Origin of the sequence: Pseudomonas baetica, assembly GCF_019733355.1 — a bacterium.
In the GTDB taxonomy this organism is placed as follows: Bacteria; Pseudomonadota; Gammaproteobacteria; order Pseudomonadales; family Pseudomonadaceae; genus Aquipseudomonas; species Aquipseudomonas baetica_A.
The window spans coordinates 31,058-54,510 of record NZ_JAIHLQ010000025.1; the positions used below are offsets into that span (position 1 = coordinate 31,058).

Consider the following 23,453-nt stretch of genomic DNA (forward strand, 5'->3'; position numbering starts at 1 on the left):
GTTGGACGAAAGCGTGGCAAAAGTATGCCAAGCAGGCACGCGGCCGCTCCAGCGTAATAAACAGGCTAAACTCGATTTCTGCCTTTCTTATCGCGGGTTATTTACGCAAACAGCCTAATACTGGAGTTGAATTCATGACCGACGATATCGACCGGATACTCATCAGCGCACTGATGGAAGATTCGCGGCGCTCGCTCAAGGCGCTGGCGCAGATCAGTGGCCTGTCCTCGCCCAGCGTGGCCGAGCGCTTGCGGCGTCTGGAAGAGCGCGGCGTGCTCAAGGGCTATACCGTGGAGATCGATCCGAAGTGCTTCGGTTATCAATTACAGGCCATCGTGCGTGTCCGTCCGCTGCCGGGGCAGCTTCAAGAGGTCGAGCGGCAGATCATGTCGATTCCAGAATTCACCGAGTGCGACAAGGTGACGGGCGAGGACTGCTTTATCGCCCGCCTGCATGTGCGCTCGATGGAGCAACTCGACACCCTGCTCGATCGCCTCAATACCCTGGCCGAAACCAATACGGCAATCGTCAAGAAGACCCCGGTCAAGCGTCGTTTACCACCGATGGCTTGAGTGCATTGGGCGCAAGATCGGGGTAGATTGAGGTTTTTCCGGCAAGGATTGGCGGTATGAAAATTCAGGCCTTGATGCTGGCAGCGATGTTGCTGACCGGGTGTGGCACGGTACAGACCGTTGTTTTGAGCGATAAGAGTTCTACCGAGCAGCTCAAAACCAAGAAAACCTACTGCGGCGCCGTTCCCCGAATCTACAGCGGCGTGACCTACGACTTCTGCATGCTGCACGCAGAAAAGCCGGAAGACGTCGATGCGTTCAACTACGACAACGCCTCGTTCGGCCTGTTAGTCGATGCGGCCGCCTCGGGGATCCTCGACACTTTGCTGTTGCCCTATACGATTTACAAACAACAGGCCGACGGCAGCATCGTGGTCAACTGATTGAAACCTCCGGACGCCAAGACATCCGGAGGCTTTAGCGGTTTATTCGAGCAGTTGTTGCAGGCATGGGGAGCAATTGCTGGGATCTTTCCAGACTTGGCCGATGGTGCAAGCGCCGATGTCGCTGTAGATACCTACGGCGTAGGTCTGGCCGCTAACGAACCGCAATGCTGCCACAGCCTCTAGTATCACTGGCGCAGCTTGTGTCAGAGCTTCAGAAAGCGAGCCTGAGTATTGGCAGCCGTTCTTCCATGCTCACAGCTGTAGGTCATTTCAGAAGACGCCAGCCTTTTTCCGGCATTTCGAGAGTCAATAGCCACAATCCTTTTTCTCAGGCAACAAAAAACCCGCCGAAGCGGGTTTTCTGTTGAAGCGGGCTGCGATCAGTCATCGCGGCTCATGATGCCGAAGATCTGCAACAAGCTGATGAACAGGTTGTAGATCGATACATACAGGCTGATGGTTGCCATGATGTAGTTACGCTCGCCGCCGTGAATGATGGCGCTGGTCTGGAACAGGATGCAGACAGACGAGAACAGTACGAAACCTGCGCTGATCGCCAGTTGCAGGCCGCTGATCTGGAAGAAAAAACTGGCCAGCGTTGCGCCCAGCAACACGAAGAACCCAGCGGTGATGAAACCACCGAGGAAGCTCATGTCCTTGCGGGTGATCAGCACGTAAGCCGACAGACCACCGAACACCAGTGCAGTCATCGCGAACGCCGAGCTGACCACTTCAGCGCCGCCCTGCATACCCAAGTAACGGTTGAGGATCGGGCCGAGCAGGAAACCCATGAAACCGGTGAGCGCAAACGCGGACACCAGGCCCCAAGCGGAATCACGGAGTTTGTTGGTGAGGAAGAACAGCCCGTAGAAGCCGATCAGCACCACGAAAATGTTCGGGTAGCCAACGCGCATCTGCTGGGCAACGAAAGCCATCACACCGCTGAATGCGAGGGTGAGAGCCAGTAGGCCATAAGTGTTGCGCAGGACGCGGCTAACCTCTAGCTGCTCAGCCTGCACGCTGTTATTAACTGCGTAATCCTGTTCGCGCATGGCGACACTCCTGTTGGTTTGAAACGTTCAGTCGCAAAGATCATAACAGACGCTCTGTAACAAGCCATGCAGAGAGTTTGACAGTGTGTTTCATTCAGGTATTATGGCGCCCGCAACGCAACGGAGGTGTGGCCGAGTGGTTTAAGGCAACGGTCTTGAAAACCGTCGACTGTAACAGGTCCATGAGTTCGAATCCCATCGCCTCCGCCATCTTAAGTACGACAAAGCCCTGATTATTCAGGGCTTTGTCGTTTCTGGGGTTTGAGACTTCTGCTTCGACCTACACGGATCGTTTCCGCATCTTTTCTGCCATTTGCGCACCCCTGCCTTTCGGCCCCCGCTGGCCCAGTCATTCCAACGGGTCGTACCTGAGTAATGTCTTGGGCTCCAGATACGCGCTCATCCCCCACCTGCCCATTTCGCGCCCAAGCCCTGATTGCTTGAATCCACCGAAGGGGGCACGCGGTTCGTGGGCCAGGGTGTTGATGAGCACGCGTCCCGAATCGATCTGACGGGCGACGTTCATACAACGTTCGGAGCTTTTTCCCAGCACCAGGGCGCTCAGCCCATAGTTCGAATCGTTGGCGATGCTGATCGCATCAGCGTCATCCTCGTAGGGAATGATCGTCAGCACGGGGCCGAAGATTTCCTCACGTGCGATGCACATCCGATTGTTGGCATCAGTGAAGATCGTGGGCTTCACGAACCATCCGGCATGCAAGCCTTCCGGGCGACCTTCGCCACCTGCCAACAACCTCGCGCCTTCTTCCTGGCCAGTGCGGATGTAGCGCTGCACCCGCTCCCATTGTTTCAGGCTCACCATCGGGCCTATGTCGGTGTTGGCGTTTCGCGGATCAGCCGATTGAATCTGTGAGACACCCTCCTTCGCAATCCGCTCGAACTCTGCCAACCGGCTGCGTGGCACGAGGATGCGAGTGCCCGCGATACAAGCCTGGCCGCTGTTGAGAAATCCGGCCTGCATTACTAACGGCATCACTGCGTGGAAATCCGCATCGTCAAGCACCACGGTGGGCGACTTGCCGCCAAGTTCGAGCGTCACACGCTTCATGGTGTCAGCACCGGTTTTTACCAGATGTCGCCCGATAGCGGACGACCCCGTGAACGAGATCTTGGCAACATCGGGATTACAGGCGATTTCCTCACCTACTACATCGCCTCGCCCGTTGACGATATTGAATACACCCGGTGGCAGCCCCGCTTCGTGCAACGCACTGACCACGACCTGCGTCTGTAACGCGCTCATCTCGCTTGGCTTGATGACGGCCGTGCAGCCTGCTGCCAGCGCGGTGGCCAGCTTGTTGCAGATGAAACCCGCATTGCTGTTCCAGGGCGTGATCAGACCGGCAACGCCCACGGGCGTCAGAATGACCCTGGCCATACCGACCTGCTCCTCAAAATCGAACGCCTCCAGTGCATCGATTGCTTGCGCGATCACATCGGCCGGGTAAGTCGCCATCGAGCGCGCGCGATTCGCAGGTGCGCCGTATTCCACGAGGATGGCTTCCAGCAGTTCTTCCTCCTTTGCCGCCACGGCCTGGTGCATGCGTTGCAATACCGAAATGCGTTCTTCCCGGCTTGTACGAGCCCACGCCGGGAACGCCGCCTTGGCTGCTGCGATGGCACGCTGTGCGTCCAATGCATCGCCCAACCGAACCTGACCAATGACTTCCTCGGTGCTCGGGTTATGAAGGTCGAACCATTCCTGGCCGTGTGGCGTGACGAACTCGCCGTTGATGTAGATGTGTTCAATGCGCTGCATGATGACTCCTCGCTCAAAATGACTCGCCTGAATCGAGCCATTGTGATGAAGTCTATGAAGGGTTCATTAATCCGATAAGCCATCCTTTGGCATATGAACCATCCTTATATTCAGGACAATCCATGCACAGATCAGGAATGACCGAACTGGAAGTCGTACTGGCCGTTTCGCGCCGCAGCAGTTTTCGCGGCGCTGCACAGGAATTGGGCATGTCCACTACCGCCGTGAGCAGCGCGGTGGCTGGTCTGGAAGCACGCCTGAAGGTACGTCTGTTCAATCGCTCGACGCGCAGTGTTGCCCTCACGGACATCGGCCAACGCTATGTGGCACGCATCGCACCTGCGTTGGCACAGATCAAAAGTGCCGGCGAAGAGGCCAGCGTCGGCCCCGATGAACCCAGCGGCACATTGCGCATCAATGCACCGCATGGCGCGGCCTACTTGTTGCTGGAGCCGTTATTGAAGCAGTACGCGCAGCGCTATCCCGAAGTACGCATCGACATCGTCAGCGAATCAAGCATGGTCGACATCATCGCCGGTGGCTTCGACGCCGGGATTCGCCTGGCAGAGTCTGTGCCGCAAGACATGATTGCCGTGGCACTGTCGGGTGACGTCCGGATGCTCGTGGTAGCAACGCCCGAGTACCTCGAACGCCACGGCGTGCCCGAGCACCCGCGAGATCTACTCACCCACCGGAGTATCGGTATGCGCATGGCCCATGGTGGCCTCTACCAGTGGGAATTGGAGCGCGATGGCCAGAAAGTACAGATGGATCTGCCAGTGTGCTTCGCCTCCAACGAAATGCTGGCAATCAAACAGGCCGTGTTATTGAGCCTTGGCATTGGTTTCATTTCCGAGTGGTTCATCCAGGATGAACTGGCAAGCGGCGCCCTGGTGCCGGTATTGATCCCATGGTGCCCGTCGTTTGGTGGGTTGAGGCTCTACTACTCGGGCCATCGCTTCGTGCCGGCGCGACTGCGCGCGTTAATTGAACTCGCGCAGGAGTTGCGGCCCACTCTGAATTCGCGAGTATTTTGAGCCGGTGACCACAGGTCTAATTGATGCCAACCTTCAGGATGTACTTGTGGTTTTTGAAGAAGTACCCAACGTAGATTTAAGCGTCATGTGTGAACAACTACAGACCGCTAGACGCGAGCTATTGAATCAACTGGCTATCTTCGTGGCTCGACTGTTTGTTGCTGCCAGGTGGTTCCTGGAAGTCGGCGCTACGCGATTTTCGCCAGTCGTCGTCGGACAACTGTGCAATCCGCTCACGGGTCAGGCTTGCGGTCAGTAGGCCAGATTGTAAAGTCGAGTAGGCAATCACTCCAACCTGCGCCGTTGCACAATAAGGCAGGATTTGATCCTCGATATCGCGCATCAAGGCTGAATACGGCGGTTGAAGGGAGGCGATACCCACGCATCAATGTGGAACTGGTGACTGACGATGGGTTGAGCGACATCATCGACAAAGGGTTCGATGCAGGCGTGCACTTCGGCGAAATCCTCGCTGGTGACATGGTCGCTGTTCCGGTGGGCTCACCCCAGGTGATTTGTCACAGTTGCTGCCTCCGGTTATCTCGTGGGGCGCGGGACACCGGAAACGCCACAGAGGCTGCTTGAACACGCTTGCATTGGCAGACGCTTTCCCAGCGGCAAACTGTACAAATGGGAATGTCTTGCCGAAGGCCTGCCCATGCGCCTGGCCGTGACGGGGCCGTTGATACTGGAAGATGACACCATGATGATCCAGGCCGCGAAGGACGGTACCGGGATCGCGTACGTGTATGACGAGTTGGCAAGGGAGTTCATAGCGCAGGGGCAACGGGTGGAAATTCTTGAAGACTGGAAAGCCCTGCCAAGCAGGTTTTTTATCCAGTATTCCAACCGGCATCACGTACCGCCGGCGCTACAGGCGCTCATCGAGTTTGTACGTGAAACGCAGCATCAATGACAAACTGAAGGCGGTACACTTGCTCGCCGTCTAAAAGCGTAGGGTTGTGAAGACGGCGTTCTGATCAAGCGTTATCGACAGGCCGTTTTTGGCCGATTACTGCCCCTCGCGAGACGGCAGAAAACGACCCAAAGCGGACATCTGATTTCCCTCGTTTATCACTATGATGAGCCAAAGCTTCGCTACCGGAGTTAATGAGCTTTGGGCAACCTACTGCAAGTGACCATGGCCTGATAGCTCACATGGCATGAGGCCGGAACAGCAAGGTTTATGCTTTAGGTTGGCGACCAAAAAAATCAGCGCAATGCTTGGTTGATCGTCTCGAAAAGCTTCGAGAATCGCTGAATTACGTCTTTACTGATCTTCTTAGGCGGTACCGCCACATAAGCAGCAGCCACTGCAAAATGATTGTATCCAGGAGTTGGTCGAACGCTGACCTGACTGCTTATCAGCTGCTTCTCAATCCTTTGTACGATCCGATCTGCTTGCGGCAGATCCTCCAGTTTTAAGACTGTTCCAGCAAGAGCTTTGGAATAGACCTCGTTGAAATGTTCGAGATACGCTTTGGGGTCTAGGAGATCCTCGAGGTCGGTGGCAACAGCGACCGCTTCGTCCGCTCCTAGGTTTTTGAATTGTGAGAAATTAAAGACTTGTTTTTGATTTAGCAATTTTTGCTGCACCATGGCGTCGAGCTTCTGATCACTCTTGCCGCTGTAGTCATGCAGAACAGCAAATGCTAACCCATTACCTCCCAGGAGTGAAACGAAGGTCGCTACGTTGCTCAAGCCCCCCACGGGGACGATCGTGATTTGGGGATCAAGTCCTACTCCTCCAGTCTCTTCGACGACTCTAGACATCGCTTGGAGTACAGTGAGTTCCGAAATGCCCTCGACCAGCAAGTTTCGCTCGGCGATGAATAGGTTTTGAGCAATATTCCAACCTAGGGCGGCCTGCAGTGGGAAAATTGTCTTGGAATCCGACCCGCAAAGGTTAGAAGAAATCACTGTCCCTTGGCGTGGCTTGTCTTCCACTACCCTCACTTGGTACAGGCGATCTGAATTCACCATGAACGGTGAGTGAGTCGTGTAGATGACCTGGTGGGTCTCAGCAAGATCGTCGATGTAACGCAAAAAATCAGACTGAGCGAGGGCATGCAGAGCCAGGGCCGGCTCGTCCAGAAGCAGCACAAGATTTTTACTGGTTGTACTGCCGACCACGCTGAGTTGCTGCTGGACGCTGTCAAACCACACTAAAAAGCTAAAGAACCAGATGAAGCCTCGGCTGCGCTGATCGAATGGGGTGGTAACTCCACGATGTCTTTTGTTTTTGATCCGCAGGTAGAGGTTAGGCCCGTCGTTAAATGGGGCGGCATCTGACGCATCAGGCCGAATATCGATCTCGACTTCGAGGTCTTCGTTCTGCTTCCAGAATTCCAGAATCTGATCAGTTAGGTTGATCGATACCGATTCGATCTGTGCCTTCAGTTCTTCATAGGAGGTGCCATTCGAGAAGTCGTCCAGTTCAACTCCCGCCATGCGTAGTAGGGCGATCACTGCTTGATGCTTTGGCTCGATCTGCTTGTGGGCATTAGCCGGATCTTTGCTTACGGCGGCTAAGCGATTCGCAAGATCTTTAAGATTGAGTTTTCCAGGCAGAAGGTCGTAGTCGCTGAAATAAAGAAAGCTAGGAATCTGGGGTGATAGCAACTGCCAAGCTTCGTAGGTACATACTGACGACCAGTCCGCACGGGCACCGCTCACACGGGTTTCGAGCCCTTGGACGAATTCTGTGTCAGCCTCGTTCGTCAGGCTGATGCCTTTCAGGCCTAATAGTGCTTCTCTCAGCGAAGTGGCTTTGCTGAGGACGGCTACTGCACCTTCGCTCAGCCCTACGGTAGTTGCCAAGTTTTTTAGTATTGGCGCTTCGGGAATGCTCAACCCAATTGAACTAGCATTTTTGTAGTTACGTGACACTGTGAATCTGAATCCGGCCTTTATGTCACAACCGATTTTGGCGTTGATTTCAGATGCCTCAGCGTCGTCGATTACGTAGGTTAGAATGACGGGGTCTTCAGGCGACTCCTCGTGGCGTCGCTTATATGTCAGCAGGTCTTTGCGTGGATAGTCTTCGGTGATGTCGAATTTCTCTTTGTCCAGCGCATCCTTGGCTTTATGTAAAGCTCTGAGAAAGACCGTCTTTCCGGCTTCATTCATCCCCACCAAGACAGTGACCTGGGGGTCGATCTCAGTTGTCTGCTGCTCATTGATTGAGCGGAAAGGGCCAACCTTTACAGATGTCAACAGCATGTCCGTTTGTCCTTGTTGATCGAACGCGAATGGGCACGAAGGTAAGCGAAAAGCCATCACGTCGTCTACGTAGAAGTGGCTACTCTTAACGGCAGTCCGCTTTTGGCCGTTTTCTGCCTGTCACGACCGACCGGCTCGGCTCCAAAAATCCCACTTCAGATGAAAGTCGCGTTCCATCAAGCGCAGTCTCTCGGTTGCAGCTATAAAATTTAGTTCATCAAGAGCCCACCAGAACACCAAAAAAATCGGCCAAATTCGCTTCCGCAAATGAACGCCCGCCCGTTGATTCCTGAGGTCCTCCAGAACATCACCGAATACCGCAAAACAGAAACAAATATCTTCTAATCTATTAATATTCGAACTTGAAAACCGTCGACGGTAACAGTTCCATGCGTTCGAACCCCTTCGCCTCCGCCATCTTTATACGACAAAGCCCCGATTATTCAGGGTTTTGCCGTTTCTGGGATTCGCAACTGTCAAGCCGGTCTTTCTGAACCGTTTGAGCACCTATTCAGTCATTTCCGCAGCCCTGCACTCCAACACCACCTCGTCCCGCTCAAATAAAATAGCTCCAGACAAAATAATCACTCGCGCATAGAGCCGGTCAAGCGTTGGTTATGGACGGGGCGTCAGGATTGAGGATTTCCACGAGAAAGTCGATAAACACATTGATGCGGCTCGATCCACGATGATTGGGCAAATACAACGCGTTGATGCAACTGCTGGCACTGCCTGGATTGACCTCGTAATGCTCCAGCAATCGTGTCAGCCGACCGGCGGCCACGTCGTCGCGCACCAGCCAGTCAGCCAGCAGCGTCACCCCGCCTGCGCCAATGGCGGCTTCGCGCAGGATGTCGGCGTTGTTGCTCTGCAGACGCCCGTGGACGCTGAGTTGAATGGCTTCGTCATCCCCCAGAAACGTCCAGTGATGATGCGTACCGCCGTAATCAAATCGCAGGCATTGGTGCACGAGCAAATCGCGCGGATGACTCAGCGCTGCGCTACGCCTCAGGTAATCCGGACTGGCCACCACCCAACGCTGAAACTGCCCCACGCGCTTGCTGACAATGTCGTCACTGACCACCGATGAGCCCAAGCGCACCGACACGTCAATCTGCTCGCTCAGCAGATCGCTGACTTTGTCACTCAGCGACAGACTGATTTCCAGCCCCGGATGCCGCTCGAGCAAGCGGTTCAGGTGCGGCGCGATGAGGCGTCGGCCGAACTCCACCGGCACGCTGATTCGCAGTCGTCCTTGCACTTCGCTGCCACGGTCAGCGACCACCGCGTCGGCCTCTTCGATAGCATCGAGAATCGCCACGGCTTTTTCGAAATAGGTTTGGCCGGCGATGGTCACGCTGGTGTTGCGCGTGGTGCGATTGAGCAGGCTTGCGCCTAGCTCGTTTTCCAGCCCCGCCACCTGCCGTGTCACTGAAGACGTCGACACTCCGAGTTTGCGTGCTGCCGAGGAGTAGCCTCCACAGCGCACCGTTTCAACAAACATCTTCAGTGCCAGCAACTTGTCCATAAGCGGGGTCCGGTCGAGAAGGAACGGCGATGATTGTGCATCACCGTTCGCCAATCGTCTTGTATCACCGTGCTTCTGGGCACCCGTCGCCTGTTCAGCCATTGCCCTTTCGACCCAGGAACAGCGCCAGCGCCAATGCCGGAAGAATCGCCATTGCGACGGCCGACAGGTTCCAGCCGAAATGCTCATAGAGTGGGCTGGCAACCAGTGATCCCAAAGCCCCGCCGACAAAAATGCTGGTCATGTACACCGCATTCAGGCGTGCGCGACTGTGCGGATCGATGGCATAGACTTCGCGCTGACCCAACACCATGTTCAGTTGCACGGCAAAATCCAGTAGCACCGCACACACGACCAACCAGACATATCCACTACTAGGCAGCGCGGCGATCAGCAGCGAAACCGGTGCCAGCAGCAGCGCCACCAATGTTGCGCGACGGCCATGTCCGGCATCGGCCAGGCGTCCGGCAATTGGCGCCGCCACTGCCCCGACCGCCCCGACCAGAGCAAAAATCGCCACATGCACTTGCGTGAAGCCGTGATGACGCATCAACTCAATCGGCGCCAGCGTCCAGAACAGGCTAAAACTGGCGAACAGCAAGCCTTGATACAACGAGCGTTGACGCAGCACCGGATGACGCCGAGCCAGCGCGAACACCGAACCGATCAACGCGACATAAGTCGCTTTGTGGGTGGGTACGCGACGTGGCAAGGCAACGGCGGTAATAAGGGCGATGATCGCCATCAGTGTCGCCGCGCTGTAAAACACCCCACGCCAGCCACACACTTCAACCAACAGGCTCGACAGTGGTCGCGACAACAGAATCCCCAGCAGCAGGCCGCTCATGATGTTGCCGACCACACGGCCCCGCGTGGCCTCAGGCGCCAGGTGCGCCGCCAGTGGCACGAGGATTTGCACGGCGACCGAGGTGAGACCGATCAGCAAGGAAAACACCAAGAACATCGAGGGCGAATGGGTCAGCCCGGCGCACAACAACGTGACACTCGCCGCCAGTGTGAAGCCCACCACCAGACGCCGGTTTTCCATCAAGTCGGCCAGCGGCACCAACAACAACAGGCCCAAGGCATAACCAAATTGCGTAAGCGAAACGATCAGACTGGCATTGGCGTTGGACAGGCCGATTTGCGGCGCGATCAATTCGACGATGGGCTGCGCGTAATAAAGGTTGGCCACGACCGCGCCACAGCAGAACGCCAGGAACGCGACCATCAGGCCGGAAAGTGAAGCTGGCTGCTCGGCCTTGGCGGCTGCGGCGGGATTGCCCGTGAGCATGATGACACCTCGTTGAGTTGGGGAAAGTTGAGCCAAGGCTACGGTCACGCTGACACTCTGAGAATCCGCCTTGCGGGCAACGCAGTGATGCGTCGTGCGCAACGGCGCGGGTGTTGCTCTTGGCGCAACATGCTGATGTGGCGCCCGGCGATTGCCCCGATTGAACGCCCCAAAACGTTCGATGCCGCGCAGTTGCAGCGCGGTGCGCGAGTCGTCGAGGCCGGCGACTATGCGATCTGCCATACCCGCCCGTACGGTGAATACCTGGCCGGTGGGCTGCCGTTGGTGACGCCATTCGGTACCTTGTTCAGCACCAACATCACCCCGGATGCGCAGACAGGCATCGGTCAATGGCCATTGCCGGCATTCGAACGGGCGATGCGTGAGGGCATTGCCCGCGATGGTCACTTTCTGTATCCGGCGTTCCCTTACGTGCATTACCGGCGCATGAGCGATGCCGTCGCAAGCGCAACCGGCCGGCGCTGGCTGAATCTGCCGCTGAGCCGTTCGGCACAACCTTCATGAGTCTCTCCAGCGGGCATCCACGATTGACGCGGGGGCTGTTGCGTTGCACGCAAAACAGCGTATCGCCCGACACGGATTATCACCCCCGGCGTGCCCGGTTAAGTTAGCTCCACTGCGTGCGGAACCTCGCGTCTGCCGCACTTATATCCAATGAATGAAGCTGGAGCCTCCCATGGCCCGCCACTTGTTCCAACCCGTCGCACTGGGCCCCTATACGCTTGCGCATCGTGTAGCGATGGCACCGTTGACGCGTTCGCGCGCCGGCCAGCCGGGCGATGCCCCGACCGCCATGAATGCCGAGTATTACCGTCAACGCGCGAGCGCCGCGCTCATCATCACTGAAGCCACGCAGATCTCGCGGCAAGGTCAGGGTTATGCCTGGACACCGGGCATCTACACCCATGATCAAGTCCGGGCCTGGCGCGAAGTCAGCACGGCGGTGCATGACGCCAGCGGCTTGATCTTCATGCAACTGTGGCACGTCGGGCGGGTTTCGCACCCAAGCTTCCAACCCGACGCCGGTCTGCCGGTCGCGCCCAGCGCCTTACCAGTGCCCGGCAAAACTTTTATCGTCGATCAAAAGGGTAACGGTATCTGGAGCGACGTGCCTCTGCCGCGCGCCCTGGAAACCTCGGAAATCGCCGGCATCATCACCGACTATCGCCGGGCGGCGCGCAACGCGCTGGATGCCGGCATGGACGGCGTGGAAATCCATGCCGGAAATGGTTATCTGCTCGATCAATTCCTTAACAGCAACAGTAACCAGCGCGAAGACGATTACGGCGGCAGCGTTGAGAATCGCGCACGCTTTCTGCTGGAGGTGGTAGCGGCGGTCGCTGAAGAAGTAGGTGCTGAACGGGTCGGTGTGCGTCTGACGCCGATGGGACGATTCATGGGCATGGGCGATGACACACCCGAGACTACGTTCGGTCATCTCGTCGAGATGCTCAACCAATGGAATCTGGCCTACCTGCATCTGGTGGAGCCTGCGATGGTCGGGACGGTCAAGGACGAAAACTTCGACCCGCGCTGGGACGCGATCATCGCCCAGCTTCGCCAAGCCTGGAAAGGCGTTCTGATTCTGGCCGGCGGGTATGACGCCGAGTCCGCCGAGCGAGCACTGATCTCAGGTCGCGCCGACATCATCGCGTTCGGTAGACCTTTTCTGGCCAACCCTGACCTGCCGCGACGGATTCACGAGGGCTTACCGCTCAACACCCCGGACCCGAGCAGCTTTTTTGGTGGCGATCAGCGCGGCTACATCGACTATCCGTTTTACGCCTGAGATGAAGACGCCGGCCGGTACGCGCGGCGACTCGAGCAGATTGGCGCCCTCCTCGCTTGCTTGCACTTGCAACGTAACGCCCTTCGCCTTGCTGTAGCTCTGTTCAGGCGTCCGAGTGGGAGGAATTTGCCCGTTCAGTCGACACGCCAATGCCTGCCATGGACTCTCGAGGCTTGAGAGACCATGCCGAAATTATCTTGCATGGCGTCGCGTTTGATGTGCGCACCTCCCAAACGGCTCAGCAACAGCTTGAGAACCCCCTGTTGCAGCGCAAGAATCGGCAGCGAAGCGCCACGCATTGACGCGCCTGATGGTCGGGTCAACTGTTTAGGTTCGTTTAGAGCACTGGTCAGTCTGAAGCCACAGCATTCAATTCGCCGCCCTTTCACGCGGCCACGCTCTCATTTCATGAGCAAGGCTGAGCTCTGCGCGAACTTCATCGATGAGTGCAGTTATTGCCTGGTTTCCTGTCAGACACGTGATGGAAATGCCTGTGACCATCAACTCTATCCGCCCCGATAGAGGGTCATAGATCTGCGCCTGAAGATAACCCTGCGGCTCAATCTGACATTTGCATGAAAGCGGCAAAAAAGCCGATTCGATGATGTGGCGCAGTTCAAGGTTTGACAGCATGTCGACCCCTTTGAGCAGGAGCCAGCCAAGGCACTCGCGCTTTACTGGATTGATTGTGGTGCCATCACCCATAACACCTGGCGCAGCAATGACATGATCAGCGTACGCCTTCGTGCTCGACACGTTATACCCTTTAGCAATCGAACCCTTTTATCTCGCTTCCATAGCACGCACTTGCCGAGGATGCCGCAATGCCGAAGAAACAGCCGGTCGTTCAAGAGGCCGCAACAGCCGCAGACATCGAGCGCGCCATCCAGGCGTTGAACAAAATGGCGGAACGCCTCTGGGGGGACAGTCGAGAAGCGGAGGCCAAAGCCCTTCTCGACGCGCTTGATGCGCTAAACAGGGCACTCGACAGAATCAGGATTGGAGAAAGTCGCAGGGTGGTCACACTCCATTGAACCGCTCACGCTATTGTCCAGCGACGCCAGTAGCCATGTCCTGAGGGCCACTATTTTCTCCGAATCAGCCGTTTCATGAGGCGCCACCAGATAGAACCCCAGATCATCTTTCAAGCGCAGAGCAAATGGCGACACCAGTCGCCCTGCTCGCAGATCATCGGCGACATAGGTCGAACGCCCCATGCATACGCCTTGCCCGTCCACAGCGGCCTGCACCGCCATCATCGCCAGATCAAACGTCAACCTTGGCCCTTCTGCCAGTTGCGCTGGCTGACCGGCGGCACTGAGCCAGGTGTTCCAGTCTCCGGCGGTCATGCCACTGACTTGCAGCATCGTGTGGTTCGCAAGATCGGCGGGTGTGCTCAAGGCCTTCGCCCCGCCAGGCAATGCGGGACTGCATACCGGGAATATTTCATCAGACATCAAGAAGTCGGCGCGCAAACCCTTCCAGTCGCCCCGACCATAACGAATCGCTGCGTCAATGCCGCCCTTGCGAAAATCTACCAGATCGGTGGAGGCACTGACCCGCACATCAATATGGGGATACGCCTGCTGAAACGACGGCAGACGTGGCAATAACCACTTCGACGCCACCGATACCAAGGTACTGATGGTCAACACACTGTTGTTGCGCGATGCCAGTAATTGTTCGGTCGAATAGCGCAGCCCTTGGAATGCCGAGCGGATACCGGGCAAATAAGCCTGGCCATGCTCAGTGAGTGCCAAACCGTCTTTGAGGCGCAGAAACAAAGACACACCCAACGCCTCCTCGAGCCGGCGAATCTGATGACTGATGGCGGTTTGCGTGACGTTAAGCTCTTCGGCTGCCTTAGTGAAACTCATGTGTCTAGCGGCGGATTCGAAGGTTTTCAAGCCGTTGAGAGAGGGAAGCCTGGCAAACATATGAAGCTCAATGACCATGAGATTTTGTCATACGCTAACACTCGAAATGACCTTTGCGAAGCCTGAGACGAGGAGTGATCCTGACGCCTTCTTTCAGCCAGGAAGCGCCATGAAACTGTATTTCGCGCCCATGACCTGCTCTCTCTCCCCGCACATTGTGCTGCGGGAATTGGGCTTGCCGTTCGAACTGATTCGCGTCAATAACCAGAGCAAATGCACCGCCGACGGGCGCGACTTTCGCAAGATCAACCCCAAGGGGTACGTTGCAGCGCTGGAACTGGATAACGGCGAGGTACTAACGGAGGGGCCGGCAATTCTTCAATATCTGGCGGATCAGGCGCCGGACCACGCAATGGCTGCGGCCAACGGCACCTGGGAGCGCTCGCGGTTGCAGGAACATCTGAACTTCATCAGCGCCGAAATCCATGGTGGCAGCGCCCCGCTGTTCAGTGCTGAGTTCCCGGAAGCGATCAAAACCGTTTTCAAGCAAAAGCTCGTCAAACGTCTGGATTACCTGAGCGGCAGCCTTTCGGAACAGGACTATCTGATGGGCACGTTCACGGTTGCCGATGCCTATCTGTTCACCGTGCTCACATGGCTACCAACCTTCAATATCGACATAGAAAACTGGCCGGCCCTCGCCAGTTATAGTCGCCGTGTCGCTGCACGACCCAGTGTCCTGTCAGCCATCGCGGCAGAGGCGGCGACGCTGCCTGTGTGATCCGGATTGTCAGTTCGTTTTCTCTGAAGGGGCCATGTCCGGAGGGAATCTGTAAACTGCCGCGATATTCACTCGCTCAGACAAGGACCCCCATGGCCAACCAAAACATCACCTTCACTCCCGATCCGGACGCCGACTCCATTTCCTCCGACGTCGCGACGTTCGGTGGGATCATGGTCTCCACCCAAATTCCGACCCGCGCCGATGGCAGCCTGGAACTGGGTGGCATTACCGAGCAAAGCGAATGCACACTGCAAGCGCTGAAAGTTGCCCTGGAACGTGCCGGCAGTTCAATGGATCGGGTCATGCACCTGACCATCTACCTCACCGACATGGCTGATCGCGCTGCGTTCAACGAGGTTTACCAGCGCTTTTTCGCCAAGCCGTGGCCAGTGCGTGCCGCAGTCGGTGTCGCCTCGCTGGCGGTTGAGGGCATGCGCGTAGAAGTGACTGCCATGGCGGCCCAGGCTTGAGCTCCGCTCCTTTCAGGTCATCAGCCGCCGACTCATAGAAGCTTAAAATCCGAGCCAAGCCTCTGAAGGCTGGCTCGCGTCTTTTTCAGGATCGTTTCCGGGCTTCGAGTGGTCCTGTTGCGACAAGCGATAACTTTCCTTCCTTCACGCTGTATTTTTTTACTTGGCCGTCGACCTCAAGCTCAAAGTCGAAGTGGAAACTGGCGGTTATCGAACTGTTCGCGTCATTTCTCTGAAAGTTAATTTTTCCTGCCTTGGCATAGATGATATGCGGGGTGATCGTGATAAGCCCTTGAACACTACTACCCCGCCCCCCTATGTCGTGTTCTCCATCCGGCAACTCGTTATCAATAACGAACGACATTATTTCGAAAATATTGCTTTCTTCTTTTCGATGGTGCGCGATCAGACTAAAGGTCTCGGCGGAACCGAAGTACAAAGCTCTGCCTTCTTCGGTCGCCTGAAATATCGGCCCGTCAAGTTGCGGATGGACGGGAACAATCACTGCTTTGTAGTAGGTTTCTGGCGCGCGGGTCTTTCGGTTCAAATTATTTTTGTTGATGCCTAAATAACGAAAATAATCTTTATCGCTCATGACAACATGTCCTTTTCGTAATGAATGTTTGGCGAATGACTTCATTACTATTTCGAACTTCCTTCTGCACAACAACTGACAACTCTGACAGTTGCGCGAATCCGCGAAACGTGGCTAGCGCGATTTGCAGACCATCGGTACATAGGTGCCGACATGTCGTTTCACGGGTAGAATGCGCGCCTAACCGTGACAGCCTGACTAAAAAAACTATGTCCTTGCCAAAGCATCATCTGGAATTGCTCAGCCCTGCCCGCGATGTGGCCATCGCTCGTGAGGCGATCCTGCACGGCGCCGACGCCGTGTACATCGGCGGCCCGAGCTTCGGCGCGCGCCACAACGCCTGCAACGAAGTCAGCGAGATCGCCGAACTGGTGGAATTCGCCCGCAAATATCACGCGCGCATCTTCACCACCATCAACACGATCTTGCACGACAATGAACTGGAACCAGCACGCAAGCTGATCCATCAGCTATACGACGCCGGCGTCGATGCGCTGATCGTTCAGGATCTGGGCGTGATGGAGCTGGACATTCCGCCGATCGAACTGCACGCCTCGACCCAAACCGACATCCGCACGCTGGAACGGGCAAAGTTCCTCGATCAGGCCGGCTTCTCGCAACTGGTACTGGCCCGCGAACTGAACCTGCAAGAAATCCGCGCAATCGCCGACGAAACCGACGCTGCGATCGAGTTCTTCATTCATGGTGCGCTGTGCGTGGCGTTCTCCGGCCAATGCAACATTTCCCACGCGCAGACAGGCCGCAGCGCCAACCGTGGTGACTGCTCCCAGGCCTGCCGCTTGCCGTACACCCTCAAAGATGAAAAGGGTGGCGTGATTGCCTACGAAAAACACCTGCTGTCGATGAAAGACAACAACCAGAGCGCCAACATCCGCGCGTTGGTCGAGGCCGGTGTGCGTTCGTTCAAGATCGAAGGTCGCTACAAAGACATGGGCTATGTGAAGAACATCACCGCCTATTACCGCCAGCGCCTCGACGACGTACTCGAAGATCGCCCGGACCTGGCCCGTGCCTCCAGCGGCCGCACCGCGCACTTTTTCCTGCCTGACCCGGAAAAAACCTTCCACCGTGGCAGCACCGACTACTTCGTCACCGATCGCAAGATCGACATCGGCGCTTTCGACTCGCCGACCTTCACCGGTCTGCCGGTGGGCATCGTCGAAAAAGTTGCCAAGCGTGACATGCAGGTCGTGACTCACGAGCCGCTGTCCAACGGTGATGGCTTGAACGTACTGGTGAAGCGCGAAGTAGTCGGTTTCCGCGCCAACATCGCCGAAGCCAAAGGCGAGTTCGAAGAAGACGGCGAGAAGCGCTACCGCTACCGCGTCGAGCCGAACGAAATGCCCGAAGGGCTGTTCAAGCTGCGCCCGAACCACCCGTTGAATCGCAACCTCGATCACAACTGGCAACAGGCGCTGCAGAAGACTTCTTCGGAGCGTCGCGTGGCCCTGAGCTGGCTCGCACGCCTGCGTGAAGAGCAGCTTGACATCACCGCCACCAGCGAAGAGGGCATCAGCGCCAGCGTCACGCTTAACGGCCCGTTCGGCGCTGCCAACAAGCCTGAGCAAGCGCTGGAGCAATTGCGCGATCTGCTCGGCCAGCTCGGCACCACGCAGTACCACGCCACCGACATCAAGCTGGATGCGCCACAGGCGTTCTTCATCCCGAACTCGCAGCTCAAGTCCCTGCGTCGTGAAGTGATCGAAGCGCTGACCGCCGCCCGTGTCGCCGCGCACCCGCGTGGCAGCCGCAAGGCCGAAACCAGCCCGCCGCCGGTGTACCCGGACTCGCACCTGACGTTCCTCGCCAACGTCTACAACCAGAAAGCGCGTGACTTCTACCACCGTCACGGCGTGAAGCTGATTGACGCCGCGTACGAGGCTCACGAAGAGCCAGGCGAAGTGCCGGTGATGATCACCAAGCACTGCCTGCGTTTCTCCTTCAACCTGTGCCCGAAACAGGCCAAAGGCGTGACCGGCGTGCGCACCAAGGTCGCACCGATGCAGTTGATCCACGGCGATGAAGTGTTGACGCTGAAGTTCGATTGCAAACCGTGCGAGATGCACATCATCGGCAAGATGAAGGGCCACATCCTCAACCTGCCACAACCGGGCAGTGTGGTCGGCCACATCAGCCCCGAAGACCTGATGAAAACCATCCCGCGCGCACCGCACTGAGTGGCTGAGTGCGCGGTGCTTCGGCGCCGCGCACGCCTGCCCCGCTCCGCCGGGCCAAATCGCAGGCATAAAAAAACGCCAACTTCTTGCGAAGTTGGCGTTTTTCAATAGATGGCAGGGGCGGCTGGATTCGAACCAACGCATGGCAGGATCAAAACCTGCTGCCTTACCGCTTGGCGACGCCCCTACAGCTCTTGTCAGCGGCTCCGTGAGGATCACTGCGAGAACGGGGCGCAATTTACCAACATTCCTTTCGTTTGTGAAGTACGAAATGAATTATTTTTTGTTTTAAAACAGCGACTTATTATTTTGGCCACAATCGTGGCCCTGTCACGTCCATTTGGCGGTCAATTATCAGACTGTGGACGCACCACCAAGCGCTATTTGACCAGCCGCTTTTCCTTCGACGGGCGATAACCGAAATACGCGCTGTAGCACTTGCTGAAATGGCTCGGCGAGACGAAGCCACAGGCCACCAGCACTTCTACCTGCGACAGTTCAGTGTGTTGCAGCAAGCGCCGCGCTTCGGTGATGCGCAGCTCCAGGTAATAGCGCTGCGGTGTGGTGCCGAGTTGTTCTTTGAACAGACGCTCTAACTGACGACGGGATCGACCGGCGTAAACCGCCAGTTGCTCCAGCTCCAGCGGCTCTTCGAGGTTGGCATCCATCAGCTTCACCACTTCGCGCAACGGCGCGCTGACGCAGATATTCTCGTCCGGTTTGATCCGCCGATAACGCGACTCCTCGAACGCCAGAATATCCTCGATGCCCTCGACCAACGCCTTACCGTGCAAACCCTTGATCCAGTCCAGCGCCATATGAAAAGCCCCGGACGGGCTCGACGCTGTGAGCCGGTCACGATCGATCACGTAGGGCTCGCTGCTGACTTGGGTGGACTTGGCAATTTCGGTGAGTGCCGGACGATGCTCCGGGTGGATCGCGCAGCGGTAACTGTCGAGCAATCCGGCGCGGCCAAGAAACCACGCGCCATTCCACAACCCGGCCAGACTGATACCCCGCTCCGCTGCTGCACGCAACAGACTGATCAACTCATCGGCCGCCTTCAGCTCGGTGCGATAACCACCGCACACCACCAGCAGATCAAGCTCTTGAAGAGCCGCCAGATCAATCCGCGCATCCGGGCGAATGACCAGGCCCAAGTCACTGATCACCTCACCTTCACCCAAGCCAAACGTACGAGAAGCAAACAGCTCCGCACGCAACAGATTGGCGGTGATGATCGTGTCCAACGCCTGAGTGAAGGCCGGCAGCGAAAAGTGTTCGAGCAGCAGAAAACCGGTGCGCGTGATGCGAGTTTCAGCAGATTGCTCATTAAGATAGCGGAGGTTTTTCCCCTTCATTCCCCCGCTGAATTGGCGTCGTTCGATCAAGGTCGGGTCCATCGGTGATGTTGTTATCCGCCGATAGTTGGCCTGATCCGCGCCAGAGTCAATCACCCCTGCGGCGATACAACGAACTGCCAGCACTGGCCTTTGGATCGTCGAATGCGTATAACCTCGCCGTTTCGTCTAACCTGACTTTGCGCCCAGTTGCAGGCGCACCGACATTGACGCTTACGAAACGGAGATTCCCATGCTCAAGCGAACCCTGGCATTGACGGCCGGTCTGGCCCTGTCCTTTTCCGCTCTGGTGGCGCACGCCGCCGATGTGCTGAAGGTCAGCGCCATTCCCGATGAGGCCCCGACCGAGCTGCTGCGCAAATTCGAGCCACTGGGCGCTTATCTGGAACAACAACTGGGCATGAAGGTGCAGTTCGTGCCGGTGGCCGATTACCCGGCGGTAGTAGAAGCACTCGCCACCGACCGTCTCGACATGGCCTGGCTGGGCGGCTTCACCTTTGTTCAGGCGCGCTTGAAGACCGACGCCACCACTCCGGTGATTCCATTGGTGCAGCGCGAACAGGACGCGCAGTTCACCAGCAAATTCATCACGGCTGACCCGAACGTCAAGAGCCTGGCCGACCTGAAAGGCAAGACCTTCGCCTTCGGTTCCGTGTCGTCCACTTCCGGCAGCCTGATGCCGCGTTACTTCATGCTGAAAAATGACGGCATCAAGCCGGAAGCGTATTTCAGCCGCGTCGCCTACTCCGGCGCCCACGACGCCACCGTGGCCTGGGTGCAGGCCGGCAAGGTCGACGCGGGTGTGTTGAACGCCAGTGTCTGGCAGAAACTGGTGGATGCCGGCAAGGTCGACACCACAAAAGTGAAAGTCTTCGCCACCACCCCGCCCTACTTCGATTACAACTGGACCGTGCGCGGCACGCTCGACCCGGCACTGGCGGCGAAGATCAAAAAAGCTTTCCTTGATCTGGACCCGGCCAACCCTGAGCAGAAGAAGATTCTTGATCTGCAGGCGGCCAGCCGCTTCATCGATACCAAGCCTGAGAACTACAAGGGCATCGAGGAAGCCGCCCGCGCTGCCGATCTGCTGAAATGACCTTACGCCTCACCCAAGGTAGCCTGCGTCACGCCAATGGAGTCGACGCGCTTCGCAGCATCGACTTGCAGATTGGCGTCGGCGAACAGGTCGCCATCATCGGCCCGTCCGGCGCTGGTAAATCGAGTTTGCTCAACCTGCTGGCCACCGCTCTGCGGCCCAGCAGCGGTGAGATCCAAGTGCTAGGCGAGCGCGCCTGGCATTTGTCTGCGCACCAACGGCAGCGCCTGCGCGCGCGTATCGGTCTGGTGCACCAGGCACCGCCCCTGCCGCCGCGTCAACGGGTGGTCACGGCGGTGCTGGCCGGCAAACTCGGGCAGTGGAGTCTGGGCAAAAGTTTGTTGAATCTACTCCATCCGCTGGACGTGCCCGGCGCCCGCGCGGCGTTGGCGCGTCTGGATCTGGGCGATAAGCTGTTCGCCCATTGCCAGCAATTGTCGGGGGGCCAATTGCAGCGCGTCGGCATCGCTCGGGTGCTGTATCAGGCGCCGGAGATTTTGTTGGCCGACGAGCCGGTTTCGGCGATGGACCCGGTCATGGCCGGGCACACGCTGTCGATCCTGTCTCGGCATGCCCGCGAGCACAACGTTACGCTGGTGGCGAGCCTGCACGCGGTGGATCTGGCGCTCTCGCACTTTCCACGCGTCATCGGTTTGCGAGAAGGGCAGATTCTGTTCGACAGTCCTTGCGATCAAGTCAGCCCCGAGATGCTCGAAGCACTGTACGCCAACGAAAAAATGCAATCGCCAACGGCTGCGGTGGCGCCTTTGACTGTGCAGATTCCACGATGCTGAGCGCTGATTCACGGGATCCCGCGGCATGGCCACGGCTGCTGTTGACCGTGTTGGCGATTGCCTTGTTGTGGCCGGGGATCCAGCTCAGTGAACTGAATCTGGGCGTGCTGCTACCCGACAGCCAGAATGAAATGGGCCGGTTTGTCGCGCAATTCTGGCCACCGGCGCACGACGAAGCGTTTGTGCAGTTACTGCTCAAAGCCACCTTACAAACTCTGGCCATCGCCACAGCCGGCATGGCGCTGGCGCTGGTATTGGCGATACCGGCCAGCCTGATCGCCAGTCGCGCCCTATCGCTGTCCGCGGCCTCGAGGGGCGGTGTTCCAAGTCGGCTGGGGCGTTTGCTGCGCTGGCCGATTCGCGGCTTGCTGATCTTTTTGCGCAGCGTGCCAGAAATCGTCTGGGCGCTGCTGTTCGTGCGCGCCGTCGGGTTAGGACCGGCGGCGGGTGTGCTGGCAATCGCCATCACCTACAGCGGCATGCTCGGCAAGGTTTACGCGGAGATTTTCGAGTCCACCAGTCAGCGGCCGGCACACGCGTTGTTGCAGGCTGGCAGTGGCCGACTGGCTGCTTTTGCCTACGGTATTCTGCCCAATGTGGCGGCGGAATTATTGTCGTACACGGTGTATCGATGGGAGTGCGCGATCCGCGCTTCGGTGGTGATGGGCTTTGTCGGTGCCGGAGGGCTCGGCCAGCAAATCGACCTGTCGATCCGCATGTTCGCTGGCGGTGAGGTCGCCAGTATTCTGCTGACCTTCCTGCTGCTGGTGCTCGCGGCCGATCAACTTAGCCGCTTGCTGCGCTGGAGACTGGCATGAATCGCCTGATCAATCTGTTGCTGATCGCGGGTATCGGTGTGGCCGTCATCGCTTCTTTCACTTACCTGAGCCTCGACATCAGCGAACTGGGCAGCGCCACCAGCCTGAAACAAATGGCGGCGTATGTGCAGCGCTTTTTCAGCCCGGATCTGAGTGCGGATTACCTGAAAGCCATTTTCAAAGGCTCGATGGAAACGTTGGCCATGTCAGCTATTGGAACCCTGCTCGCGGCGTTGTTCGGCATCCTCCTCGCCCTGCCCGCTGCCGGGCGTTTCGGCTGGCCGCTGCAAAGCGTTTCGCGCCTGTTGCTCAACGGCCTGCGGGCGATTCCCGAGCTGGTCTGGGCCGCGCTGATGGTGCTCGCCGCCGGCCTGGGCCCAAACGCTGGCACCCTCGCCCTTGCCCTGCACACCACTGGCGTGCTCGGCCGATTGTTCGCCGAAGCCCTGGAAAACACCCCGCCGCAACCCGCCGAAGCGATCCGTTTGCAGGGCGGCAACCCAATCCTCGCCTTCTGCTACGGCACCTTGCCTAACCTCGCGCCGCAACTGCTCGCCTACTGCCTGTATCGCTGGGAGAACAACATCCGCATGGCCAGCGTGCTGGGTTTTGTCGGCGCTGGCGGGCTCGGGCAGATGCTGTATGTAAGCCTGAGCCTGTTTCAGGAAGCGCAGGCCAGCACGGTGATTCTGGCGATGCTGGTGCTGGTGTTTGCGGTGGACTGGTTGAGTGCGTGGAGCCGCCAGCGCTGGGTGAAGGCGTAAACACCGATGCATCAC

Annotated in this window: 22 protein-coding genes, 2 tRNA genes and 3 pseudogenes; 15 read left to right on the plus strand and 12 right to left on the minus strand. The window is 57.6% G+C overall.

Annotation, left to right across the window (positions count from 1 at the left end; genetic code table 11):
- The first annotated feature begins 134 nt into the window (after positions 1 to 134).
- Entirely contained in the window at positions 135 to 572 is a 438-nt protein-coding gene (locus tag K5E40_RS21815; protein ID WP_221732549.1) for an Lrp/AsnC family transcriptional regulator, read from the plus strand.
- 56 nt (positions 573 to 628) lie between these two features.
- The gene (locus K5E40_RS21820; RefSeq protein ID WP_221732550.1) at positions 629 to 955 is read left to right on the plus strand and encodes a YceK/YidQ family lipoprotein; all 327 of its coding nucleotides are present in this window, start codon (positions 629 to 631) and stop codon (positions 953 to 955) included.
- Between the two features lie 42 nt (positions 956 to 997).
- Here the strand turns inward: K5E40_RS21820 and K5E40_RS35085 are convergent, their stop codons facing one another.
- The gene (locus K5E40_RS35085) at positions 998 to 1,123 is read right to left on the minus strand and encodes a hypothetical protein (RefSeq protein WP_260455918.1); all 126 of its coding nucleotides are present in this window, start codon (positions 1,121 to 1,123) and stop codon (positions 998 to 1,000) included.
- A 215-nt stretch (positions 1,124 to 1,338) separates the two neighbouring features.
- Positions 1,339 to 2,010, minus strand: a complete 672-nt coding sequence (locus K5E40_RS21825; protein ID WP_008081508.1) for a Bax inhibitor-1/YccA family protein — start codon at positions 2,008 to 2,010, stop codon at positions 1,339 to 1,341.
- Between the two features lie 122 nt (positions 2,011 to 2,132).
- On the opposite strand from K5E40_RS21825, the gene K5E40_RS21830 reads away from it, so the two are divergent.
- Positions 2,133 to 2,220, plus strand: a tRNA-Ser gene (locus tag K5E40_RS21830).
- A gap of 139 nt (positions 2,221 to 2,359) precedes the next feature.
- On the opposite strand, the gene K5E40_RS21835 is transcribed toward K5E40_RS21830, so the two are convergent.
- Entirely contained in the window at positions 2,360 to 3,790 is a 1,431-nt protein-coding gene (locus K5E40_RS21835; protein WP_221732551.1) for an aldehyde dehydrogenase family protein, read from the minus strand.
- Positions 3,791 to 3,912: 122 nt separating this feature from the next.
- On the opposite strand from K5E40_RS21835, the gene K5E40_RS21840 reads away from it, so the two are divergent.
- Entirely contained in the window at positions 3,913 to 4,827 is a 915-nt protein-coding gene (locus tag K5E40_RS21840; RefSeq protein WP_260455919.1) for a LysR family transcriptional regulator, read from the plus strand.
- A gap of 169 nt (positions 4,828 to 4,996) precedes the next feature.
- On the opposite strand, the pseudogene K5E40_RS21845 reads toward K5E40_RS21840, so the two are convergent.
- Positions 4,997 to 5,203, minus strand: a pseudogene (locus tag K5E40_RS21845) (aldo/keto reductase); the annotation flags it as partial.
- Between K5E40_RS21845 and K5E40_RS21850 the strand changes: the two are divergent.
- Positions 5,200 to 5,743, plus strand: a pseudogene (locus tag K5E40_RS21850) (LysR substrate-binding domain-containing protein); the annotation flags it as partial. The pseudogenes K5E40_RS21845 and K5E40_RS21850 sit on opposite strands and share 4 nt — an antisense overlap.
- Before the next feature lie 296 nt (positions 5,744 to 6,039).
- On the opposite strand, the gene K5E40_RS21855 reads toward K5E40_RS21850, so the two are convergent.
- From K5E40_RS21855 to K5E40_RS21865, 3 genes are all read right to left on the minus strand, one after another.
- Entirely contained in the window at positions 6,040 to 8,049 is a 2,010-nt protein-coding gene (locus tag K5E40_RS21855; protein WP_221732552.1) for an AAA family ATPase, read from the minus strand.
- Between the two features lie 604 nt (positions 8,050 to 8,653).
- Positions 8,654 to 9,577 carry a LysR family transcriptional regulator gene (locus tag K5E40_RS21860; RefSeq protein WP_221732553.1) on the minus strand — a complete coding sequence of 308 codons (924 nt, stop codon included), beginning with the start codon at positions 9,575 to 9,577 and terminating at the stop codon, positions 8,654 to 8,656.
- Between the two features lie 94 nt (positions 9,578 to 9,671).
- Positions 9,672 to 10,871, minus strand: coding sequence for an MFS transporter (locus tag K5E40_RS21865; RefSeq protein WP_221732554.1), 1,200 nt, complete (start codon positions 10,869 to 10,871; stop codon positions 9,672 to 9,674).
- A 132-nt stretch (positions 10,872 to 11,003) separates the two neighbouring features.
- On the opposite strand from K5E40_RS21865, the pseudogene K5E40_RS21870 reads away from it, so the two are divergent.
- Both K5E40_RS21870 and K5E40_RS21875 read left to right on the plus strand, forming a co-directional pair.
- Positions 11,004 to 11,327 (plus strand): annotated as a pseudogene (locus tag K5E40_RS21870) (cytochrome c); the annotation flags it as partial.
- Between the two features lie 241 nt (positions 11,328 to 11,568).
- Positions 11,569 to 12,681 carry an alkene reductase gene (locus tag K5E40_RS21875; protein WP_221732555.1) on the plus strand — a complete coding sequence of 371 codons (1,113 nt, stop codon included), beginning with the start codon at positions 11,569 to 11,571 and terminating at the stop codon, positions 12,679 to 12,681.
- A 369-nt stretch (positions 12,682 to 13,050) separates the two neighbouring features.
- On the opposite strand, the gene K5E40_RS21880 is transcribed toward K5E40_RS21875, so the two are convergent.
- A complete protein-coding gene (locus K5E40_RS21880) occupies positions 13,051 to 13,437 on the minus strand; it encodes a DUF1652 domain-containing protein (RefSeq protein WP_311775968.1) in 387 nt (128 codons plus the stop codon).
- A gap of 68 nt (positions 13,438 to 13,505) precedes the next feature.
- Between K5E40_RS21880 and K5E40_RS35090 the strand changes: the two genes are divergently transcribed.
- Positions 13,506 to 13,715: a hypothetical protein gene (locus K5E40_RS35090; RefSeq protein WP_260455921.1), complete on the plus strand. Its 210-nt coding sequence runs from the start codon at positions 13,506 to 13,508 to the stop codon at positions 13,713 to 13,715.
- On the opposite strand, the gene K5E40_RS21885 is transcribed toward K5E40_RS35090, so the two are convergent.
- Positions 13,653 to 14,618 (minus strand): transcriptional regulator GcvA, encoded by a 966-nt coding sequence (locus K5E40_RS21885; protein ID WP_221732556.1) that lies wholly within the window; start codon positions 14,616 to 14,618, stop codon positions 13,653 to 13,655. The genes K5E40_RS35090 and K5E40_RS21885 overlap by 63 nt on opposite strands.
- 109 nt (positions 14,619 to 14,727) lie before the next feature.
- Here K5E40_RS21885 and gstA point away from each other — a divergent pair, with 109 nt between their 5' ends.
- Together gstA and K5E40_RS21895 are read left to right on the plus strand one after the other, a co-directional pair.
- Positions 14,728 to 15,339: a glutathione transferase GstA gene (gstA, locus tag K5E40_RS21890; RefSeq protein WP_221732557.1), complete on the plus strand. Its 612-nt coding sequence runs from the start codon at positions 14,728 to 14,730 to the stop codon at positions 15,337 to 15,339.
- A 92-nt stretch (positions 15,340 to 15,431) separates the two neighbouring features.
- Entirely contained in the window at positions 15,432 to 15,812 is a 381-nt protein-coding gene (locus tag K5E40_RS21895; protein WP_221732558.1) for a RidA family protein, read from the plus strand.
- A gap of 85 nt (positions 15,813 to 15,897) precedes the next feature.
- On the opposite strand, the gene K5E40_RS21900 is transcribed toward K5E40_RS21895, so the two are convergent.
- Entirely contained in the window at positions 15,898 to 16,407 is a 510-nt protein-coding gene (locus K5E40_RS21900; protein ID WP_221732559.1) for a hypothetical protein, read from the minus strand.
- 209 nt (positions 16,408 to 16,616) lie between these two features.
- On the opposite strand from K5E40_RS21900, the gene K5E40_RS21905 reads away from it, so the two are divergent.
- A complete protein-coding gene (locus K5E40_RS21905) occupies positions 16,617 to 18,605 on the plus strand; it encodes a U32 family peptidase (RefSeq protein WP_221732560.1) in 1,989 nt (662 codons plus the stop codon).
- Between the two features lie 112 nt (positions 18,606 to 18,717).
- Here K5E40_RS21905 and K5E40_RS21910 read toward each other — a convergent pair.
- Positions 18,718 to 18,792 (minus strand) — tRNA-Gln (locus tag K5E40_RS21910).
- A gap of 193 nt (positions 18,793 to 18,985) precedes the next feature.
- Positions 18,986 to 20,008, minus strand: coding sequence for a GlxA family transcriptional regulator (locus K5E40_RS21915; protein ID WP_221732619.1), 1,023 nt, complete (start codon positions 20,006 to 20,008; stop codon positions 18,986 to 18,988).
- A 190-nt stretch (positions 20,009 to 20,198) separates the two neighbouring features.
- Between K5E40_RS21915 and K5E40_RS21920 the strand changes: the two genes are divergently transcribed.
- Genes K5E40_RS21920 through phnE form a run of 4 tightly spaced genes read left to right on the plus strand, consistent with a single transcriptional unit; the run spans position 20,199 to position 23,438 of the window.
- Positions 20,199 to 21,062, plus strand: coding sequence for a putative selenate ABC transporter substrate-binding protein (locus K5E40_RS21920; RefSeq protein ID WP_221732561.1), 864 nt, complete (start codon positions 20,199 to 20,201; stop codon positions 21,060 to 21,062).
- Positions 21,059 to 21,856, plus strand: coding sequence for a phosphonate ABC transporter ATP-binding protein (locus tag K5E40_RS21925; RefSeq protein ID WP_221732562.1), 798 nt, complete (start codon positions 21,059 to 21,061; stop codon positions 21,854 to 21,856). Before K5E40_RS21920 ends, K5E40_RS21925 begins: the two co-directional genes overlap by 4 nt.
- Entirely contained in the window at positions 21,850 to 22,674 is an 825-nt protein-coding gene (locus K5E40_RS21930; protein ID WP_221732563.1) for an ABC transporter permease, read from the plus strand. The genes K5E40_RS21925 and K5E40_RS21930 overlap by 7 nt, the downstream gene beginning before the upstream one ends.
- On the plus strand, positions 22,671 to 23,438 hold the full coding sequence (gene phnE / locus K5E40_RS21935; RefSeq protein WP_221732564.1) for a phosphonate ABC transporter, permease protein PhnE: 768 nt from the start codon (positions 22,671 to 22,673) through the stop codon (positions 23,436 to 23,438). The genes K5E40_RS21930 and phnE overlap by 4 nt, the downstream gene beginning before the upstream one ends.
- Positions 23,439 to 23,453 lie beyond the last annotated feature (15 nt).

Excerpts from the sequence above, each read along its gene's own strand:
- K5E40_RS21855 (WP_221732552.1), bottom strand. The coding sequence starts at position 8,049 with ATGCTGTTGACATCTGTAAAGGTTGGCCCTTTCCGCTCAATCAATGAG.
- K5E40_RS21885 (WP_221732556.1), bottom strand. The coding sequence starts at position 14,618 with ATGTTTGCCAGGCTTCCCTCTCTCAACGGCTTGAAAACCTTCGAATCC.
- K5E40_RS21915 (WP_221732619.1), bottom strand. The coding sequence starts at position 20,008 with ATGGACCCGACCTTGATCGAACGACGCCAATTCAGCGGGGGAATGAAG.
- K5E40_RS21875 (WP_221732555.1), top strand. The coding sequence starts at position 11,569 with ATGGCCCGCCACTTGTTCCAACCCGTCGCACTGGGCCCCTATACGCTT.
- phnE (WP_221732564.1), top strand. The coding sequence starts at position 22,671 with ATGAATCGCCTGATCAATCTGTTGCTGATCGCGGGTATCGGTGTGGCC.
- K5E40_RS21930 (WP_221732563.1), top strand. The coding sequence starts at position 21,850 with ATGCTGAGCGCTGATTCACGGGATCCCGCGGCATGGCCACGGCTGCTG.
- K5E40_RS21900 (WP_221732559.1), bottom strand. The coding sequence starts at position 16,407 with ATGAGCGATAAAGATTATTTTCGTTATTTAGGCATCAACAAAAATAAT.
- K5E40_RS21905 (WP_221732560.1), top strand. The coding sequence starts at position 16,617 with ATGTCCTTGCCAAAGCATCATCTGGAATTGCTCAGCCCTGCCCGCGAT.
- K5E40_RS21835 (WP_221732551.1), bottom strand. The coding sequence starts at position 3,790 with ATGCAGCGCATTGAACACATCTACATCAACGGCGAGTTCGTCACGCCA.
- gstA (WP_221732557.1), top strand. The coding sequence starts at position 14,728 with ATGAAACTGTATTTCGCGCCCATGACCTGCTCTCTCTCCCCGCACATT.
- K5E40_RS21840 (WP_260455919.1), top strand. The coding sequence starts at position 3,913 with ATGCACAGATCAGGAATGACCGAACTGGAAGTCGTACTGGCCGTTTCG.
- K5E40_RS21820 (WP_221732550.1), top strand. The coding sequence starts at position 629 with ATGAAAATTCAGGCCTTGATGCTGGCAGCGATGTTGCTGACCGGGTGT.
- K5E40_RS21895 (WP_221732558.1), top strand. The coding sequence starts at position 15,432 with ATGGCCAACCAAAACATCACCTTCACTCCCGATCCGGACGCCGACTCC.
- K5E40_RS21865 (WP_221732554.1), bottom strand. The coding sequence starts at position 10,871 with ATGCTCACGGGCAATCCCGCCGCAGCCGCCAAGGCCGAGCAGCCAGCT.
- K5E40_RS21920 (WP_221732561.1), top strand. The coding sequence starts at position 20,199 with ATGCTCAAGCGAACCCTGGCATTGACGGCCGGTCTGGCCCTGTCCTTT.
- K5E40_RS21925 (WP_221732562.1), top strand. The coding sequence starts at position 21,059 with ATGACCTTACGCCTCACCCAAGGTAGCCTGCGTCACGCCAATGGAGTC.
- K5E40_RS21825 (WP_008081508.1), bottom strand. The coding sequence starts at position 2,010 with ATGCGCGAACAGGATTACGCAGTTAATAACAGCGTGCAGGCTGAGCAG.
- K5E40_RS21860 (WP_221732553.1), bottom strand. The coding sequence starts at position 9,577 with ATGGACAAGTTGCTGGCACTGAAGATGTTTGTTGAAACGGTGCGCTGT.
- K5E40_RS35090 (WP_260455921.1), top strand. The coding sequence starts at position 13,506 with ATGCCGAAGAAACAGCCGGTCGTTCAAGAGGCCGCAACAGCCGCAGAC.
- K5E40_RS21815 (WP_221732549.1), top strand. The coding sequence starts at position 135 with ATGACCGACGATATCGACCGGATACTCATCAGCGCACTGATGGAAGAT.